This window comes from Bacillus sp. V5-8f (genome assembly GCF_002863565.1).
Lineage (GTDB): Bacteria > Bacillota > Bacilli > Bacillales > DSM-1321 > Peribacillus.
On the sequence record NZ_PGUW01000015.1, the window covers coordinates 1 to 15,927 of the forward strand.

The 15,927-nt window shown below is 40.6% G+C and carries 18 protein-coding genes; 16 read left to right on the forward strand and 2 right to left on the reverse strand.

The features are described 5' to 3' along the window. From CUU64_RS14805 to CUU64_RS22685, 6 genes are all read left to right on the forward strand, one after another. On the forward strand, positions 1-105 hold a 105-nt coding region (locus CUU64_RS14805), incomplete at its 5' end, for an IS3 family transposase (protein ID WP_142383637.1). Positions 106-709: 604 nt separating this feature from the next. Continuing rightward, entirely contained in the window at positions 710-973 is a 264-nt protein-coding gene (locus tag CUU64_RS14810) for a stage VI sporulation protein F (RefSeq protein ID WP_101634366.1), read from the forward strand. A 241-nt stretch (positions 974-1,214) separates the two neighbouring features. Continuing rightward, positions 1,215-1,670 carry a carbohydrate kinase family protein gene (locus CUU64_RS14815; protein ID WP_101634367.1) on the forward strand — a complete coding sequence of 152 codons (456 nt, stop codon included), beginning with the start codon at positions 1,215-1,217 and terminating at the stop codon, positions 1,668-1,670. A gap of 523 nt (positions 1,671-2,193) precedes the next feature. Further along, the gene (locus CUU64_RS14820; RefSeq protein WP_101634368.1) at positions 2,194-3,267 is read left to right on the forward strand and encodes a mechanosensitive ion channel family protein; all 1,074 of its coding nucleotides are present in this window, start codon (positions 2,194-2,196) and stop codon (positions 3,265-3,267) included. Between the two features lie 113 nt (positions 3,268-3,380). Next, a complete protein-coding gene (locus tag CUU64_RS22680) occupies positions 3,381-3,644 on the forward strand; it encodes a hypothetical protein (protein ID WP_257985543.1) in 264 nt (87 codons plus the stop codon). A 52-nt stretch (positions 3,645-3,696) separates the two neighbouring features. Further along, the gene (locus CUU64_RS22685) at positions 3,697-4,008 is read left to right on the forward strand and encodes a hypothetical protein (protein ID WP_257985544.1); all 312 of its coding nucleotides are present in this window, start codon (positions 3,697-3,699) and stop codon (positions 4,006-4,008) included. A gap of 154 nt (positions 4,009-4,162) precedes the next feature. Here the strand turns inward: CUU64_RS22685 and CUU64_RS14830 are convergent, their stop codons facing one another. Beyond that, a complete protein-coding gene (locus CUU64_RS14830; protein WP_101634369.1) occupies positions 4,163-5,692 on the reverse strand; it encodes an amidase in 1,530 nt (509 codons plus the stop codon). A gap of 494 nt (positions 5,693-6,186) precedes the next feature. On the opposite strand from CUU64_RS14830, the gene CUU64_RS14835 reads away from it, so the two are divergent. After that, positions 6,187-7,446, forward strand: a complete 1,260-nt coding sequence (locus CUU64_RS14835; protein WP_180954614.1) for a sensor histidine kinase — start codon at positions 6,187-6,189, stop codon at positions 7,444-7,446. 221 nt (positions 7,447-7,667) lie between these two features. On the opposite strand, the gene CUU64_RS14840 is transcribed toward CUU64_RS14835, so the two are convergent. After that, positions 7,668-8,282 carry an urease accessory protein UreH domain-containing protein gene (locus tag CUU64_RS14840; RefSeq protein ID WP_101634371.1) on the reverse strand — a complete coding sequence of 205 codons (615 nt, stop codon included), beginning with the start codon at positions 8,280-8,282 and terminating at the stop codon, positions 7,668-7,670. Between the two features lie 130 nt (positions 8,283-8,412). Here CUU64_RS14840 and CUU64_RS14845 point away from each other — a divergent pair, with 130 nt between their 5' ends. The 9 genes from CUU64_RS14845 (at position 8,413) to urtB (ending at position 15,919) form a co-directional block, all read left to right on the forward strand. Then, positions 8,413-8,715, forward strand: a complete 303-nt coding sequence (locus CUU64_RS14845; protein WP_101634372.1) for an urease subunit gamma — start codon at positions 8,413-8,415, stop codon at positions 8,713-8,715. Between the two features lie 18 nt (positions 8,716-8,733). Further along, a complete protein-coding gene (locus CUU64_RS14850; RefSeq protein ID WP_101634373.1) occupies positions 8,734-9,057 on the forward strand; it encodes an urease subunit beta in 324 nt (107 codons plus the stop codon). A 1-nt stretch (position 9,058) separates the two neighbouring features. Then, positions 9,059-10,768 (forward strand): urease subunit alpha, encoded by a 1,710-nt coding sequence (ureC, locus tag CUU64_RS14855; protein WP_101634374.1) that lies wholly within the window; start codon positions 9,059-9,061, stop codon positions 10,766-10,768. A 14-nt stretch (positions 10,769-10,782) separates the two neighbouring features. Continuing rightward, complete coding sequence (locus tag CUU64_RS14860; RefSeq protein WP_101634375.1) at positions 10,783-11,229, forward strand: urease accessory protein UreE; 447 nt, start codon at positions 10,783-10,785, stop codon at positions 11,227-11,229. After that, the gene (locus tag CUU64_RS14865; RefSeq protein ID WP_101634376.1) at positions 11,222-11,890 is read left to right on the forward strand and encodes an urease accessory protein UreF; all 669 of its coding nucleotides are present in this window, start codon (positions 11,222-11,224) and stop codon (positions 11,888-11,890) included. The genes CUU64_RS14860 and CUU64_RS14865 overlap by 8 nt, the downstream gene beginning before the upstream one ends. A 30-nt stretch (positions 11,891-11,920) precedes the next feature. Continuing rightward, on the forward strand, positions 11,921-12,538 hold the full coding sequence (gene ureG, locus CUU64_RS14870; RefSeq protein ID WP_101634509.1) for an urease accessory protein UreG: 618 nt from the start codon (positions 11,921-11,923) through the stop codon (positions 12,536-12,538). Then, positions 12,531-13,355 (forward strand): urease accessory protein UreD, encoded by an 825-nt coding sequence (locus tag CUU64_RS14875; protein ID WP_101634377.1) that lies wholly within the window; start codon positions 12,531-12,533, stop codon positions 13,353-13,355. Before ureG ends, CUU64_RS14875 begins: the two co-directional genes overlap by 8 nt. A 356-nt stretch (positions 13,356-13,711) precedes the next feature. Beyond that, positions 13,712-14,938, forward strand: coding sequence for an urea ABC transporter substrate-binding protein (gene urtA, locus CUU64_RS14880; RefSeq protein ID WP_101634510.1), 1,227 nt, complete (start codon positions 13,712-13,714; stop codon positions 14,936-14,938). A gap of 81 nt (positions 14,939-15,019) precedes the next feature. Further along, positions 15,020-15,919, forward strand: a complete 900-nt coding sequence (gene urtB / locus CUU64_RS14885) for an urea ABC transporter permease subunit UrtB (RefSeq protein ID WP_101634378.1) — start codon at positions 15,020-15,022, stop codon at positions 15,917-15,919. Positions 15,920-15,927: the final 8 nt, after the last annotated feature.

Genomic DNA, 15,927 nt, shown 5'->3' on the forward strand with positions numbered 1-15,927 from the left:
ATTGAAGAGTATATCAATTATTATAATAACAAGCGTATAAAGCAAAAATTGGCAGGCATGAGTCCGGTTCAATACCGCATCCATACCAGCCAATTAGCTGCTTAATATAAAACTCTAACTTTTTGGGGTCACCTCACAATAGGCTCGTACCACCATGGGCTTGGCCACTTATTAGGCTTTTTCTGATATAGATACTATTAGTAGATATAAGAGAAACCTAAAATAATCACCAACAGAACGAAAATAACAAGAACAAATGCAGCCTCTCTGCCTCTTCCGTATTCTTCACCCATGGTAATCACTCCTTCTCAATTGTTTTAATATCAAGCCTTACAGGAAAGGTATGGCTTACTTTTATAATATGTACAAGCTATAAAAGTGATCGCCCGTTTTTGAAAGTGCGTGTTTTTTAATATCACGTCACTTTAATGCCTATGCAGTCGAGGAACTAGCCTAGGAAATTACTAGGATAGGGGCTGTCCGAAAAGTAGTTTTTTCAGCACAAATGTTAAAAAAGCAAAACCTAAGAATGCTGTTATATCAACATTCTTGGGTTTTTATTTTGGGAGGGTTCCACCCGCATAAAGGACTTTCTGGACAGCCCCAGAGTGTGAAAAAGTAAACATGGTCATTTTCCCATATTTTTATTCTCATTCACCCTTGTCCACCATGCCACATAGAATAGCAATAAATTAGAAGGAGGGATCAAATGGATAATAACTTCTTTAAAAACGTGGGAGACAAAACGGGAGTAAATATGGGTGATGTGTTTAAACTGGCGAATTCCCTGCAAGGTGCAAACTTTAAGGATGAAACAACTGTAAGGAAAATGGTAAGAGATGTCGCCAAATTGGCAAATAAGCCGATCAGCAAGCAAAAGCAGGATGAAATAGTAAATTTCATCCTGAAAGATGGCCAAAATCTTAACTTTGGTACACTCGCGAAAATGCTTAATAATAATAAAAAGAAATAATAATATAACTCTAAATAAAAAACGAGACTACAATATTAATTGTACCCACAGTTATAAAACAGAGAGCAACATGAAGCGGACCTGTATTGTAAAAGCCGATCAATAGACAGTAATAAACCAGATTGTTGTAAATAGTCTGAGTCTGTATTCGTATGGACTCAGGTTATTTATTTTCTCTAGGAAACGCTGGACGAACGATTTCATTCGACCTGAACTTACGCAATAAAGTTGGTATGAAGAAGTGGCTAGACAAGAGCTTCTATCTCTAATTCCTTTATGTGACATCTTTCTTCCTGGCATCGAGGAAGCGGAATTCCTTCTGGGCGAATCTAGTGTTGAGTCTTACGGGGCACACTTCCTGGATATGGGTGTAAAGATAGTAGGAATGAAACTAGGCTCAGAAGGATCAATCGGGTTTACAAACTTCCATTCTATAAAGGCATCGCCTTATCGGATAGACCATGTGATTGATACAGTAGGAGCGGGAGATGCTTTTGCAGCCGGCTTCCTATCTGTTATGTTGGACGATCCGGAACTTATAAATGGTACAACTCCTGCCCAAACATTGAAGGAAGCACTAGAAAGGGGAAATATTCTAGGAGCTTTGGCTACACAATTTAAAGGGGATTGGGAAGGAGCTCCTACCCTTGAGGAAGTAAAAAGAATTGAAAGTGGCCATCAGATGGTAACCAGATAAATCAAAATAAAGTATCGAAGCCTTGTCATTCCTGCCAGGGCTTTTAGCCATCTCGGAAAAATGGACATTTTACTAGATTGAAAGGGGAAGAACAGGAATAATACATAATTTAAAATGAATAATCATATCGGGAGGTTGCTTAGCCTTCTCTTATTTATTTATTTATTTAATTAACTCCTCATCAGAAAGCGTAGGTATCTAAATGGCAGTTGATATCTCCTTTTCTTCTTAACTATAAATGGGTGTAGGGATAGCTACCAGCATAAAAATTAGGTTTAACAGTAATAAAGATAGGTTACGAGTATAAAGTAGAAAAAAATCCAAAGAGATTGACACTTGAAGTCTGTGTTTAGAAGTACATAAATGTATATTGCCTACATCCATTGTCAAGAAGGTAAAGAAAGAGTAGTGACATGACGTCATTTCTGCCTCCCATACATCTTCTAACTAGGGATTACTTTATACATAAAGGAGTCTACAAACTTCCTGCGTTTAGGCAGTATATAAGTTAAGGTGATATAAAATGTTCAATTTTCCTTCTGTCCATCATTTTTTGTGGTTTGTTTTGTATTTATTATTGATCATTATAGGGAACTTCCTATTAAAATGGTTACTTACTACTCGCACGAAAAAAGAGCCAGAGTTTAAGAGACGTTTCTATCATTCCTTAAGTTCGTGGTTAGGGTGGATCACCTTTTATTCCATCATTGTTCTATTCTTGTTTTATTTTTCAAAAGAAGAGTGGATGTTCCATCCGTTATATACGCAGGGCGATATTGATGTTTCTGTTTTCCTTATCCTTGTTGTCATCTTGATTGTTTCACTTGTCCATAAGCTCATTAAAATAGTAACACAACGCCTGCTGAATCCTTTTTATAAATATTATGGTGTGGATCAGGGGATGGGCTATACCATCAATCAAATTATTTATTATATAGTGATGATAACGGCTCTTGGTATAAGTTTTACTACAGTGGGTGTGGATTTAACAGCACTAGGAGCCATATTTGGAGTCTTGGGGATTGGGATTGGGTTTGGTATGAGAAACATAACCGGGAACTTTGTTTCCGGAATTATTATTTTATTTGAAAGACCGGTTGAGGTAGGGGAAGTTATTCAGGTAAATGATAAGGTGGGAAGAGTGGAGAAAATCCGCTTAAGGTCAACCGTGGTGAAGACTGCCAAGGAAGGTACGTTAATTGTTCCCAATCAATATTTTATTGAAAATATTATTAAAAATCGCACGGGAGCAAAGATGATGGCACAGGTGAAGGTAAGTGTTGAATATGGAATTGATACGGAGAGGATAGACGATATTCTTTCCCAAGCAGTGACACAGGTAAAGGACAGCTCGTACGGTATACTGGATGACCCCGAAGCGGATATTAGGTTTATTGATTTTCGAAATCATGCCATGGATTTCTTGGTAGAGATCCCGGTTGTTGATTTTGAAATAAAGGAACAAATCGAAAGTAAGCTGAGGCACGCCATCTCCCATTTATTTCTACAGGAAAAAATTAAGCTCGCTCCTTACGGCATGCAGCCTATTTTATATAGTGAAAATCACAAGCTTGAGCATAAGGGAGATAGTGGCTAAAGGAGGGACTTCCTATTTTTTCGTTAAGCTTTTTCTTTGCTGTCGGTTTTGCGCTTATCCACTTTTTATCTAAATACATGACTTTTATTAGGGAAACGCCGCGGAGCCGCTTTTTGTCTGTCGCCGGAGGAGTGGCAGTCTCTTATGTGTTCTTTCATTTGCTGCCGCAATTAAACGATTATCAACAGAGAGTTGAGGGCTCTATAAACGGTGAAATAGGAAATTATTTTGAAAATCACATCTATTTGATTGCCTTGCTTGGACTTGTCATCTTTTATGGACTTGAAAGAATGGTGAAAAAATCAAAAAAAAAACAAAAAAGAGGTTCCATCTGCGGGGGTATTCTGGATCCATATCTCTTCCTTTTTTGTCTATAATGCGATTATCGGGTACCTCTTACTAAGAGAGGAATACCGAAGTAAATGGGGAATGGTATTTTACTTTATCGCGCTGTGCATCCACTTCATTACAAATGACCGGGGGCTTAGACGGGATCATCAACATATTTATGATAAGTATGGACGCTTGTTCTTGACATTTGCGGTACTATTGGGATGGTTAACAGGAGTCTTTGTTGAAGTAAATGAAATAATCATCTCTTTTTTGGTCGCTTTTCTTGCTGGAGGAGTCATACTCAACGTATTAAAGGAAGAACTGCCAGAGGAGAGAGATAGCAGTTTAGCGTGGTTTTGCATAGGGGTGGCTGCATACACACTGCTACTAGTTTTTGTATCACTGTAAGGAGGAATCGAGAGAATTTTAGCGGCATATAAAGATAGTTAAAATTTTTGAATTCTTGAGTGCACAATAATGCGTAAAGCATGTTAAATGCCACATTGGCAATTTCACAAATACTCCCTATCTTGTCAAATAGGGAGTATTCTTATGTTACCGATTATTTAGTAAGAACTGGCGCAACTCTAAGCTTTGTAGCTTGTTCATACGCATAAGCCATCCCAATGAGGTTTGCTTCGCTCCACATCTCGCCAAAGAAGGCCAGAGCAAAAGGAGAACCATTTTCGTAATAACCGGCAGGAACTGTGATCAATGGCAACCCGCTTATGTTGATTTCTGAGATAGTGGTTGATTTCACATTATCAACTTCACGTGTCGGAAACGCCTCAGGCATCTGTGGGTAAACGAACCCGTCTAGCTGGTGTTTTTCCATCACTGTGTTGATAATCCGCAGCAGTTCCGCTTTCACCTCATTAAATTCGGTCAAGTCTGGTAAAACACTTGGATCTACAGCTGCTTTTTCAGCATTAACAAAATCGGAAACTAAACTTAATGGACCTCCTTCTGCCCAAGGAACTTCTCCCGCTTTTTCAAATACTTCTTGTATGGAAAGCTCAGGATTTGCATTTTTTAAGTATTTTTCAAGATCATAGAAGAAGGTTTCCATTCCGATAAATCCATTTTTTGAGGCCATATACTCAGCAAAACCTGTGCCAGCAAAAGGATCTGCTATCACTACAGCGCCTTGTTCTTCTAATTCGTCAATGGCACGGGCATACAATTCTTGTGTTTCTTTGGAAAGTTCCTCTGTTCGCCACCCTGCCCCATACAATCCAAGTCGTTTTCCTTTAAGTGCTGCTCCATCCAGGAAAGCTGGGTATCCAGCATCAGGAACATTACCCTTAGCACCTTCTGTTTTGATGTCTTCATCAGAATATCCAGCCATCACATTTAGCATGATGGCAGCATCTTCAACCGTACGGGCGTGAGGTCCTAACACATCCCTTGTGCTGCCTGCAAGGGGAGTCACACCGTTTGACGGAATTAATCCAAAGGATGGCTTAATGCCAACCAAGGCTTGCGCTGCAGCAGGAACTTGAATTGAACCGGCTGTTTCTTCGGCGACTCCAAGCACGGCAAAGTTGCCTGATACAGCCATGGCAGTACCGCTGCTGCTGCCACCAGGGGAAAGTTCGCGATTTACTGCATTATAGGTAGGGCCATCCCAACTATTGTTAGCATTATAAGCGCAGCTGAAGGCAGGAATATTTGTCTTTCCTAGGATGATCGCACCCGCTTCTTTTAGGCGTGCTGCAACGGTTGCGTCCTTTTCGGGCATTAATTCAATGCCCCCGCTATCTTTGCTGAGAGGAGCCCAGCCAAATGTAGAAGGGTAGCCTGCGACATCTACAGCTTCCTTTATGACGATCGGTATTCCCGCCAGAGGCCCAAGTGGTTTTCCTTCAGCGCGCAAACGATCAATTTCTTTAGCTTCTTCTAATGCATTAGGATTCATAAAAGTAAAAGCATTGTAATTATCCTCAAATTCCTCAATTCGATCTAGAAAGGACTGGGTAACCTCTTCTGCTGTAAATGCGCCTTCCTTATATCCTGTTAAGAGTTCATTTACGCTCACTTCTGAAAAACGAAATTCTTCTTTTGTAGATTTAACTAACATACTATTTTCCATTATTTTTTCCCTCTCCTTCGACAGTTTGATTCTAGAACAACATCAATACTAGAATCTTTTCTCACTTTCCATCTTATGCCTGTCCCTTGCTTATTAAAACAAGTTTGTTAGATAATCTGACATAAAAAATGGAGAAAGATGAAATTCTGCCTGTTTAATTAAGGTTCCAGTTATCACAAGATAAGGTACTTATTAACCGCAAAGAAAATTTATATATGGTATATGGAATAGAAAGGAAGCAGGCCTCATTGATGTTCGAATCTTTACTGTATTTTGTTGTTACAAAAAAAGCGTTGGCTGTCTGCATTCTTATACATATCTAGCACGCGTAAATATAAACTTATTAGTGCATAAAAAATATAGTATACTAATCTATATGCCGATTTTTTTTAAGTTATCAAAATTTTGGTGTAATTTATGATTTTTAGTTTAGAAAAAAGAAATAATTAGTTTCATAATCTAACATGGACAATTCATCACACAGGAGTAGCTATATGGATTTTCAATATGATCGACTTCTTCTCCAGATGTTAATTGTATTAATTCCTATAATCCTCTATCTGGCAACATCAAGTGATCGAAAGGGGAGAACGAGGGAGAATATACTATGGGGAGTCGTATGTGCCTTTACATTATCTTTAACCATTGTAGTATCAATCATTTGTGATCCAGGGATACGTCTGGATTTGAGAATGGTCCCCTGGTATTTATCTTTTATCTATGGAGGAACCGGTGTAGGGATTTTTGTTACGGCATGTTTCTTTATCATTCGTTTCCTGTACGCAGGCGTGGGAATGATTCCGGGATTTATTGCGATGACTATCTCCCTTATAGGTATTTGTTGGTTTCAAAAGAATTTCCATTCTTGGAGCCAAAAAAAGAAGATTTATCGGTCGATCCTGTTCGTTGCTTTCACGTCAGCAACGCTTCCGATCATTGCAGTTTTACTTATAACTGAACCACTGAACGTGGGAACCACCGTTTATTACGTTGTTTTCGTTGTTGAAAATGGGATTATGGCCTGGTTTTCCATCTACTTGATGGAATCGCATCGGGAAAAGATGGCGCTGATAAAAGAAGTTCAAAGAAATGAAAAAATGCAAGTGGTTGGTCAGCTGGCAGCAAGTGTAGCCCATGAAATCAGAAATCCGATGACAAGTGTAAGAGGATTTCTTCAACTGTTAACAGGATCCAAGAACTTATCTTCAGCCGAAAAAGAATATGTATTTATCAGTTTGGAAGAATTGGATCGTGCAAATTATATCATTTCTGATTACCTGTCTTTAGGAAAAAATCAGATCATCCAAACAATGTCTCCTGTTGATATTGGACAAGAGGCAATAAAATCAGTGAATTCGCTCTCATCCTATGCGACTTTCCATAACGTGAATGTTTCTAAAGATGTCACTGAGAAGGCTGTAATACTGGGGAATCCAGGAAGGTTACAGCAAATGTTCGTTAATCTCATCAAAAATGCGATTGAAGCAGCACAAGCAAAAGTTGAAATTAAGATAGTTCCAAACAAAAGCGAGGTCAATATCTTCATTTCAAATGATGGGGAAGGAATGAACACAGAACAGATTGAAAAACTAGGTCTGCCTTTTTACTCCACTAAAGAAAAAGGAACAGGTTTGGGATTAATGGTAACCCTTCAGATTATTAAAGAAATGGGAGGAAAGTGGAAGGTAGTAAGCGACGAAAAAACTGGAACAGTCTTTGAATTAACATTTCCGCTGTCAGACAGAAATGAATGAAGAAATTCAGAGTAATCAAATCAGTTTTTTACTACCATCTATATTATTGCCTTTCCACATGCGCGTTAACGAAGCCATTATGATCTAGAACAAACAAGCTGCCCGCTTGCGAGGATAGCTTTTAGCGGTGTTATAAGGGAATTAACAAAAACTGAAGCACAAAAAAAGGAGAATGCGGTGGCCATTCTCCTTTTTTGTGCTTTATTAATGAAAGTTCCCGCTTAAGAAATCACGTTATACATATGATAAAAGCCATATAGAATGCTAAACATGCAAACGACTTTTGTCAGGTTAGAATGCAGGGCCCGGTTGTTTTGGCCGAGAATAAAAGGCAGGGCAATGATACTGCTGAAAATGAACATCCCAATTACAGTACCGATTCCAAAGAATAATATGTAAAGGCATGCCTGGAGGGCTGTGTCAACGGCTGCTACCGTGGCCACGATCATGGCTCCGCTACCGGCGAGCCCGTGAATAATTCCTATTACTGTAGCTTTCTGGTAATTACGTGCTTTATGTATCGGATGTTCTTTCTTTCTATTGTATTGATATAAAGATAAACACCCTAATGCAACGAGCATGATCCCCACGAAAAATTCAAAAGAGCTTTGGAGAATAGCAGGTATATTAGCCTTTAATAGAACGGCAGCTAAGCCAATCACAAATAATGTGAAGGTATGGCCAATCCCCCAAAATACACCGGTTAACGATGAACGGGAAAGCTTTTTATTTTCCCCTGCCATTGTGGAGACTGCAGCGACATGGTCAGGCTCTAAAGCATGGGTGCAGCCCAATACCAGACCAAGCAGTAAAGTAGTTAGAAGTGTAAATTCCATTGTAAAACCCCATTTCATAAAATTGATAAAAAATATTGAAAATTTCATTAACTTATATGATAATGATTATAACATAACAATGTTAGAAAATGTAACATAAACTTAGCTTTTTGTTGAAAGGTAGGAAAATATGAAACTAACAAGCCGAGAACAAGAAAAATTAATGATTGTTGTTGCAGCTGATTTAGCTAGGAGAAGAAAGGAGCGAGGATTGTCCCTGAATTACCCGGAAGCTATCGCGTTGATTACATATGAGTTGATGGAAATGGCGCGGGATGGTAAAACGGTTGCTGAAGTTATGAGGGATGGGCAAACCATCCTGACGCGTGAGGACGTAATGGATGGCGTTCCTGAAATGATTCCGGATATCCAAGTAGAGGCCACGTTCCCTGATGGGACAAAGCTTGTAACTGTGCATCAGCCTATTAAATAGAGGAAGAGAGGGGATTCCATGATTCCGGGGGAATATGTTTTGCGGAAGGATTCCATTACATGTAATGAAGGGAAGGAGATTACCAGCTGCACTGTGCTAAACCGGGGTGACCGGCCAATTCAGGTGGGATCGCATTTTCATTTTTTCGAAGTGAATGAAGGCCTGGAATTCATCAGGGAAAAAGCCTATGGAAAGAGGCTGAATATTCCTGCCGGCACATCTGTCAGGTTTGAACCTGGCGACCCAAAGGATGTTGAACTCATCCCTTTTGGCGGGGAAGGGAAGGTGTACGGCTTTAATAATAAAGTTGATGGTGATTTGCGTGGGAAGGGAGGTTCTTAACATGGGTTTCGAAATGTCCAGGAAGCAATACAGTTCCATGTTCGGTCCTACAACAGGAGATAAAATCCGGTTGGCAGATACAGAGCTATTTATCGAAATTGAAAAGGACTTCACATCATATGGAGACGAAGTAAAGTTCGGTGGAGGAAAGGTAATTCGTGATGGTATGGGCCAGCATCCGCTGGCAGTTCGTGCTGAAAGTGTAGATACTGTTATAACAAATGCCGTCATTGTTGATTATACGGGGATTTATAAAGCGGACGTTGGGCTTAAGGATGGATATATTTTTGCTATCGGTAAAGCGGGCAATCCTTTGGTTATGGATGGTGTCAATATCATTATTGGAGCCTCGACGGAGGTAATCGCCGGAGAGGGAAAGATCCTTACAGCGGGAGGTATTGATGCGCATATCCATTTTATTTGTCCCCAGCAAATTGAGACAGCGCTAAGTTCCGGTGTGACTACGATGATTGGGGGAGGTACTGGGCCTGCAACAGGAACGAATGCCACTACATGCACGCCGGGTGCCTTTCATATTCACCGTATGATGGAAGCTGCGGAAGCCTTTCCAATGAATATTGGTTTTTTGGGAAAAGGCAATGCTTCACACACCGCTCCTTTGGAGGAACAGATTAAAGCCGGGGCAATTGGTTTAAAGCTGCATGAGGATTGGGGAAGCACTCCATCGGCCATCCATCATAGTTTACTGGTTGCAGACAAACATGATGTCCAGATTGCTATACATACAGATACGTTAAATGAAAGCGGCTTTGTGGAGGACACATTGCGGGCAATCGATGGACGTTTAATCCATACCTATCATACCGAGGGGGCAGGCGGCGGACACGCTCCGGATATTATTAAAGTAGCAAGCTATGATTATATCCTTCCGTCCTCGACCAATCCGACCCGGCCCTTTACAAAAAATACGGTCGACGAACATTTAGATATGTTAATGGTTTGCCACCATCTTGATCCATCCATTCCTGAAGATTTGGCCTTTGCCGATTCTCGTATTCGGAAAGAAACGATAGCAGCTGAGGATATCCTCCATGATTTAGGAGTTTTCAGTATGATTAGCTCTGATTCCCAGGCTATGGGGCGGGTAGGGGAAGTGATTGCGAGAACCTGGCAGACAGCCCATAAGATGAAAGTGCAGCGGAATCGGCTGCCGGAAGAATATAACGACGGAGATAACTTCCGGATCAAAAGATATATTGCCAAATATACAATAAATCCTGCATTGGCCCATGGGATTTCAGACTATGTTGGCTCGATAGAACCTGGCAAATTCGCCGACCTGGTTCTCTGGGACCCTGCCTTTTTTGGAGTTAAGCCAGAACTGATCTTAAAAGGAGGGGGCATTGCGCATAGTTTGATGGGTGATCCGAATGCGTCCATACCTACCCCTCAGCCTGTTATGTACCGTCCGATGTTCGGTTCCTTTGGCAAAATGACTAGCACGACAAGCATGACATTTGTATCAAAGGCAGCATATGAAAGTGGAATTCAATCGATGCTGGGTTTGAAAAAAGTGATCAAACCTGTCAAAGGCATTCGGAGCCTGACGAAAAAAGATATGAAATGGAATGACGGGACACCTGAAATCGATGTGGATCCGCAAACCTATGAGGTAAAGGTTGATGGAACTTTAATAACGTGTGAACCATTGGAAGTTGTTCCGATGGCACAGAGATACCATTTATTTTAAAGGAGGGGCTTCTTGTGATCATCGAAAAAGTAGTTGGAAATATAGAAGAAATATCGGTTAACCATCTTCATAATGAACGGGTGTACCTGGAGAGCAGTGATTTGTTGAAACGGATACAAAGGGTTAAAACAGACCATGGCCGTGAGCTGGGGATCAGACTGAACAAGGAACGGGCGCTTCAACGTGGCGATATTTTATTTATGGATGAAAAAAACGCGATCATTGTAGATGTTTTATCGAATGACGTCCTGGTCATTCGCCCGGAAACCCTTGAAATGATGGGGACTATAGCACATCAGATTGGAAACCGCCACACTCCTGCGCAATTTTACGGGAACGAAATGATCGTGGAATATGATTATTTAATAGAAGAAATGCTCACGCAGCATAACGTCCTATTTTCAAGGGAAGAGCGTAAATTGAAAGAAGCGTTTCGCCCGATTGGCCATTCTCATGACTAACACAGCCCTTACATTGATGCAGGTTTGTGATTCAAATTTTCCAACGGGAGCATTTTCCCATTCGTTCGGATTGGAAACCTATATCCAGGATGGGAAGGTCTATAATACAGAGACGTTTGCAGGATGGCTGAACTCCTATTTGCATGGTGTTCTTTGCTATAATGACGGATTAGCCTCGGCATTGCTCTTTGATGGCTGTGACGTATTCGAATTAGACAGAATGCTCTACGTATCTTCCCTTTCGCGCGAGACAAGGGAAGGTACGAAACGGATTGGTATCAGGATGCTGGAGCTATTGATCCAATTAAATCCTTCTGATGTTTTAGAAAATTATCGTACAAAAATCAAGCGAAAAACGGCGTTTGGACATCCTGCGTTAGTATTTAGTTTGTTTTGTAAGGAACTTGGGATTGCAAAAAGTGAATGTCTATCATCTTATTTTTACAATTCTATTTCATCAATGATTCAAAATGCGGTCAGGGGAATTCCGCTCGGTCAAACCGATGGGCAGAGACTTCTGTTTTCCTTTCAAGAGGAGATTGAAAAAGCTTTGATTAAAATAGATTTACTTAAGATTGATGATTTAGGAACTTCACCCCCTGGTATGGAATTATCCGCAATGCTTCATGAAGATCTGAATGTTCGTTTGTTCATGTCTTAGTCAACCAAAATAAAGAGAATGGAGTTGGACATAATGACAGTGAAAATTGGAATCGGGGGCCCTGTTGGCGCCGGCAAAACGATGTTGGTGGAACGGCTGACACGCGCTTTACATCAAGAATACAATTTGGCGGTTATCACCAATGATATCTATACGAAGGAAGATGCACTTTTTCTAGTAAGGAACAGCGTGCTACCAGAAGACCGGATTATCGGTGTGGAAACCGGGGGATGTCCACATACGGCGATCCGGGAAGATGCAAGCATGAACTTTGCTGCGATTGACGAGCTTGAAGAAAGGCATGACGGATTGGATATTATTTTTGTTGAAAGCGGCGGTGACAACCTCGCAGCCACCTTTAGTCCGGAGCTTGTTGATTTTTCGATTTATATTATTGATGTGGCCCAGGGGGAGAAAATTCCACGTAAGGGCGGACAAGGAATGATCAAGTCCGACCTTTTTGTTATCAATAAAATTGATTTGGCCCCTTATGTAGGCGCAAGCCTGGAAGTAATGGAAAAAGATACCCTATCTACACGCGGTGACAAGCCATTCTTTTTTACAAATTTGAAGGAAGATATCGGGTTGGGCCATGTGATTGGATGGATTAAAAAAGAGTGTATGTTAGTAGGATTGGAGCATGGGTGAGTGGACCGGATATGCAAAGCTGGAAGTTGCAAAACAAAATGGAAGAACGATTATTGTACCCGGCAAATTTCACTACGGCTCATTTAAAGTTACCCATCCTTTGTATTTAGATGATGACTGTCAAGCTACTCTTTATTTGCTAAGCACTGGCGGCGGTTATGTGAATGGCGATGCATACAGGCTGGAACTTCATGCTAGGGAAGGCAGCATCGTTTCTTTAAGAAATCAGGGAGCCACAAAAATTTACCGTACGATTGATACTCCACCGATTCAAGAAAATAGGATGTTTCTTGAAAAAGGTTCTTTTGCGAGTTTTATTCCCGAGCCCACTATTTTATATAAAGATGCCAGGTTTTATCAAAAGACTGAAATATCGATGGAAAAAGGGGCAACCCTTTTTCTGGCTGAAATTTTGACGCCGGGATGGTCTCCGGACGGTGAATTTTTTTCTTATAAAGAATATCGGTCTGAAGTAAAGATTTTTTACGAAGGGCAAATGGCAGTATTGGACCGTCTAAGACTTCTTCCTGAAGAGGATTTCAGCAGGATTGGCTATCTGGATTCATATACCCATTATGGGTCATTATTTGTCATTAGTGATTCGTTGCACTCTGACATGAAGGAGATCATAAAAAAATCACTCGAAGCCCAGAAGAGTTTTGCTAAGATAGGCATTTCCGCTTTGCCATACATTGAGGGAGTTTGCATCAGGATTTTGGCTAATAATACTGGAATCGTGGAAGAAATTATAACATCAGTTTACAAACTGCTTCAAAATACTCTAAAACAAATACAAACTGTTCAACGCATTGGGTGATCTTTACCCAATGTTTTTTATTTTAATCCGAAAATTGAATCCATGAAAATTAGATATGTTAACGTTTCTGAAAAATAATCCCATAAAATTCTAATTACTCATTGTAATTTTCAGAAAAATCCATATAATTAAGTTATGTTAGGTTTCATTACATAACATGTATAAATAATTCACTTAGAATAACAGGAGGTGTTGAAAAGAAAAAGGAGTATCTTACTGCCATAAGATACCCCTTGCAAATCAGGCATAAAAACGGTTAGCACATGCCTGATTTTAATTATACACATTTATATAATTAAAATCGAAGGAAAGTGGGTTTGGGAATGAAAAAAGTTGGATGGTTAAAAACCGCATTCATGATGATGTTTATTGTGATATTGTCCTTAGGTACATTTGGCTGTGCTGCTTCTAATCTTGTAAATAAAGAGGGAGAAGCTGAAAAAGCCAAAGCAACGGAAAAAGAGAGCGGTTCTGAAGAAGTAGAAGTTGGAATCCTGCATTCCCTTAGCGGAACGATGGCAATAAGTGAGGTTTCCTTACGAGACGCTGAATTAATGGCCATTGAAGAGATTAATGCTTCGGGAGGGCTCTTGGGAAAACAGATCAAACCGATTGTCGAGGATGGAGCATCAGATTGGCCTACTTTTGCTGAAAAAGCAAAGAAACTTTTACAGAAGGATGAGGTAGCTACTATTTTTGGCGGATGGACCTCCGCCAGCCGTAAATCCATGCTGCCAGTAGTTGAACAAAACAATGGCTTGCTTTGGTACCCGGTTCAATATGAAGGGATGGAGCAGTCGCCAAATATATTTTATACAGGCGCCACAACCAATCAGCAAATCGTTCCTTCTGTATCCTGGTTGTTAGAAAACAGAGGGAAGAACTTCTTCCTCATTGGATCGGATTATGTGTTCCCGCGTACCGCCAATAAAATCATTAAAGCGCAACTGAAGGCTGAGGGCGGCAAACTGCTGGGCGAAGAGTATACTCCAATGGGCCACACGGATTATAGTACCTTGATCAGCAAAATTAAAAAGGAAAAACCTGAGGTAGTTTATAACACATTGAATGGAGATAGCAACGTTGCTTTCTTTAAACAGTTAAAAGATGCCGGCCTCACATCAAAGGATGTAACGGTACTTAGTGTAAGTATTGCTGAAGAAGAAATTCGCGGAATCGGCGCTGAAGTTCTCGAAGGACATTTAGCAGCCTGGAATTACTTCCAGACAACTGAGACTCCAGAAAACAAGGAGTTTGTTAAGAAGTACAAAGAGAAATATGGAGAAGGCCGCGTTACCGATGATCCGATTGAGGCTGCCTACTTTGCCGTCCATTTATGGGCAGAGGCTGTAAAAAAAGCTGGATCATTTGATGTAGATAAAGTGAAGGCAGCATCCGACGGTATCGAAATTAATGCACCAGGCGGAAAAGTGAAAATTGACGGAGAGACACAGCATGTTTATAAAACAGTGCGAATTGGTGAAATCCAGGCTGATGGGCAATTTAAGGAGCTTTGGAATTCAGGAGAAGCTGTAAAACCGGATCCGTACTTAAAAACATACGAATGGGCTAAAGGACTTTAGGTGACGTCTCAGAGAGAAGGAAGGAATAATCCTTCTTTCTCTCTGAGAAAATAGGATTTCTTCCTGATGGAGGTGGAATGGATGGAAAATATCATTACTCAGTTGTTTAATGGGATCAGTTTAGGTTCGATCATGCTTTTGATAGCCATAGGCCTGGCGATTACATTTGGTTTAATGAAGGTCATAAATATGGCACACGGAGAATTGATCATGATTGGAGCTTATACCACCTATGTTATACAAAATATTTTTTCAACATATTTCCCATCGCTATTCTCTTACTATTACTTTATAGCGATTCCGATTTCATTTTTGGTTGCTGGATTTATAGGATATTTAATCGAAAAATTTCTAATACAGTATCTGTATCATCGGCCCTTGGACAGCTTGCTCGCTACATGGGGAGTCAGTTTGATTCTGCAGCAGGCAGCAAGAACCATTTTCGGGGCCCCTAACGTTGCGGTGGCTGCCCCGTCCTGGCTTGATGGAGGGGTGGAAGTCTTAGGTGCTGTACTGCCATATAAACGGCTGTTTATTTTAGCGATTGTTGCTCTAAGTGTCTTCCTATTATATATGTATCTTGAAAAATCGGCATCCGGCCGAAAAATCAGAGCAGTCACTTTGAACCGTCCGATGGCATCCTGTCTTGGTGTTTCCGTCCGAAAGGTTGATGCAATGGCTTTTACGATTGGTTCCGGCTTAGCTGGAGTCGCTGGGTGTGCGTTAACTGCCATTGGTTCAATCGGTCCTACTATAGGAACCTATTATATTGTTGATGCCTTCATGGTTGTCATATTTGGCGGCATTGGGAAAATTATCGGCACAGTTTTTGGGGGATTCGGAGTTGGCCTGATCTCTACCTTTGTAGAATATTCGTCAAGTGCCACAACGGCTAAAGTTATTGTCTTTTTATTTATTATTCTATTCTTGCAATGGCGTCCTTCAGGTATTGTAACAGTAAAAACACGTACGCTAGATTAGGAGGGTAA

Coding starts and splice junctions, on each gene's coding strand:
- CUU64_RS14810 (WP_101634366.1), top strand. CDS start 710: ATGGATAATAACTTCTTTAAAAACGTGGGAGACAAAACGGGAGTAAAT.
- CUU64_RS14820 (WP_101634368.1), top strand. CDS start 2,194: ATGTTCAATTTTCCTTCTGTCCATCATTTTTTGTGGTTTGTTTTGTAT.
- CUU64_RS22685 (WP_257985544.1), top strand. CDS start 3,697: ATGGTATTTTACTTTATCGCGCTGTGCATCCACTTCATTACAAATGAC.
- CUU64_RS14830 (WP_101634369.1), bottom strand. CDS start 5,692: ATGGAAAATAGTATGTTAGTTAAATCTACAAAAGAAGAATTTCGTTTT.
- CUU64_RS14835 (WP_180954614.1), top strand. CDS start 6,187: ATGGATTTTCAATATGATCGACTTCTTCTCCAGATGTTAATTGTATTA.
- CUU64_RS14840 (WP_101634371.1), bottom strand. CDS start 8,282: ATGGAATTTACACTTCTAACTACTTTACTGCTTGGTCTGGTATTGGGC.
- CUU64_RS14845 (WP_101634372.1), top strand. CDS start 8,413: ATGAAACTAACAAGCCGAGAACAAGAAAAATTAATGATTGTTGTTGCA.
- CUU64_RS14850 (WP_101634373.1), top strand. CDS start 8,734: ATGATTCCGGGGGAATATGTTTTGCGGAAGGATTCCATTACATGTAAT.
- ureC (WP_101634374.1), top strand. CDS start 9,059: ATGGGTTTCGAAATGTCCAGGAAGCAATACAGTTCCATGTTCGGTCCT.
- CUU64_RS14865 (WP_101634376.1), top strand. CDS start 11,222: ATGACTAACACAGCCCTTACATTGATGCAGGTTTGTGATTCAAATTTT.
- CUU64_RS14875 (WP_101634377.1), top strand. CDS start 12,531: ATGGGTGAGTGGACCGGATATGCAAAGCTGGAAGTTGCAAAACAAAAT.
- urtA (WP_101634510.1), top strand. CDS start 13,712: ATGATGATGTTTATTGTGATATTGTCCTTAGGTACATTTGGCTGTGCT.
- urtB (WP_101634378.1), top strand. CDS start 15,020: ATGGAAAATATCATTACTCAGTTGTTTAATGGGATCAGTTTAGGTTCG.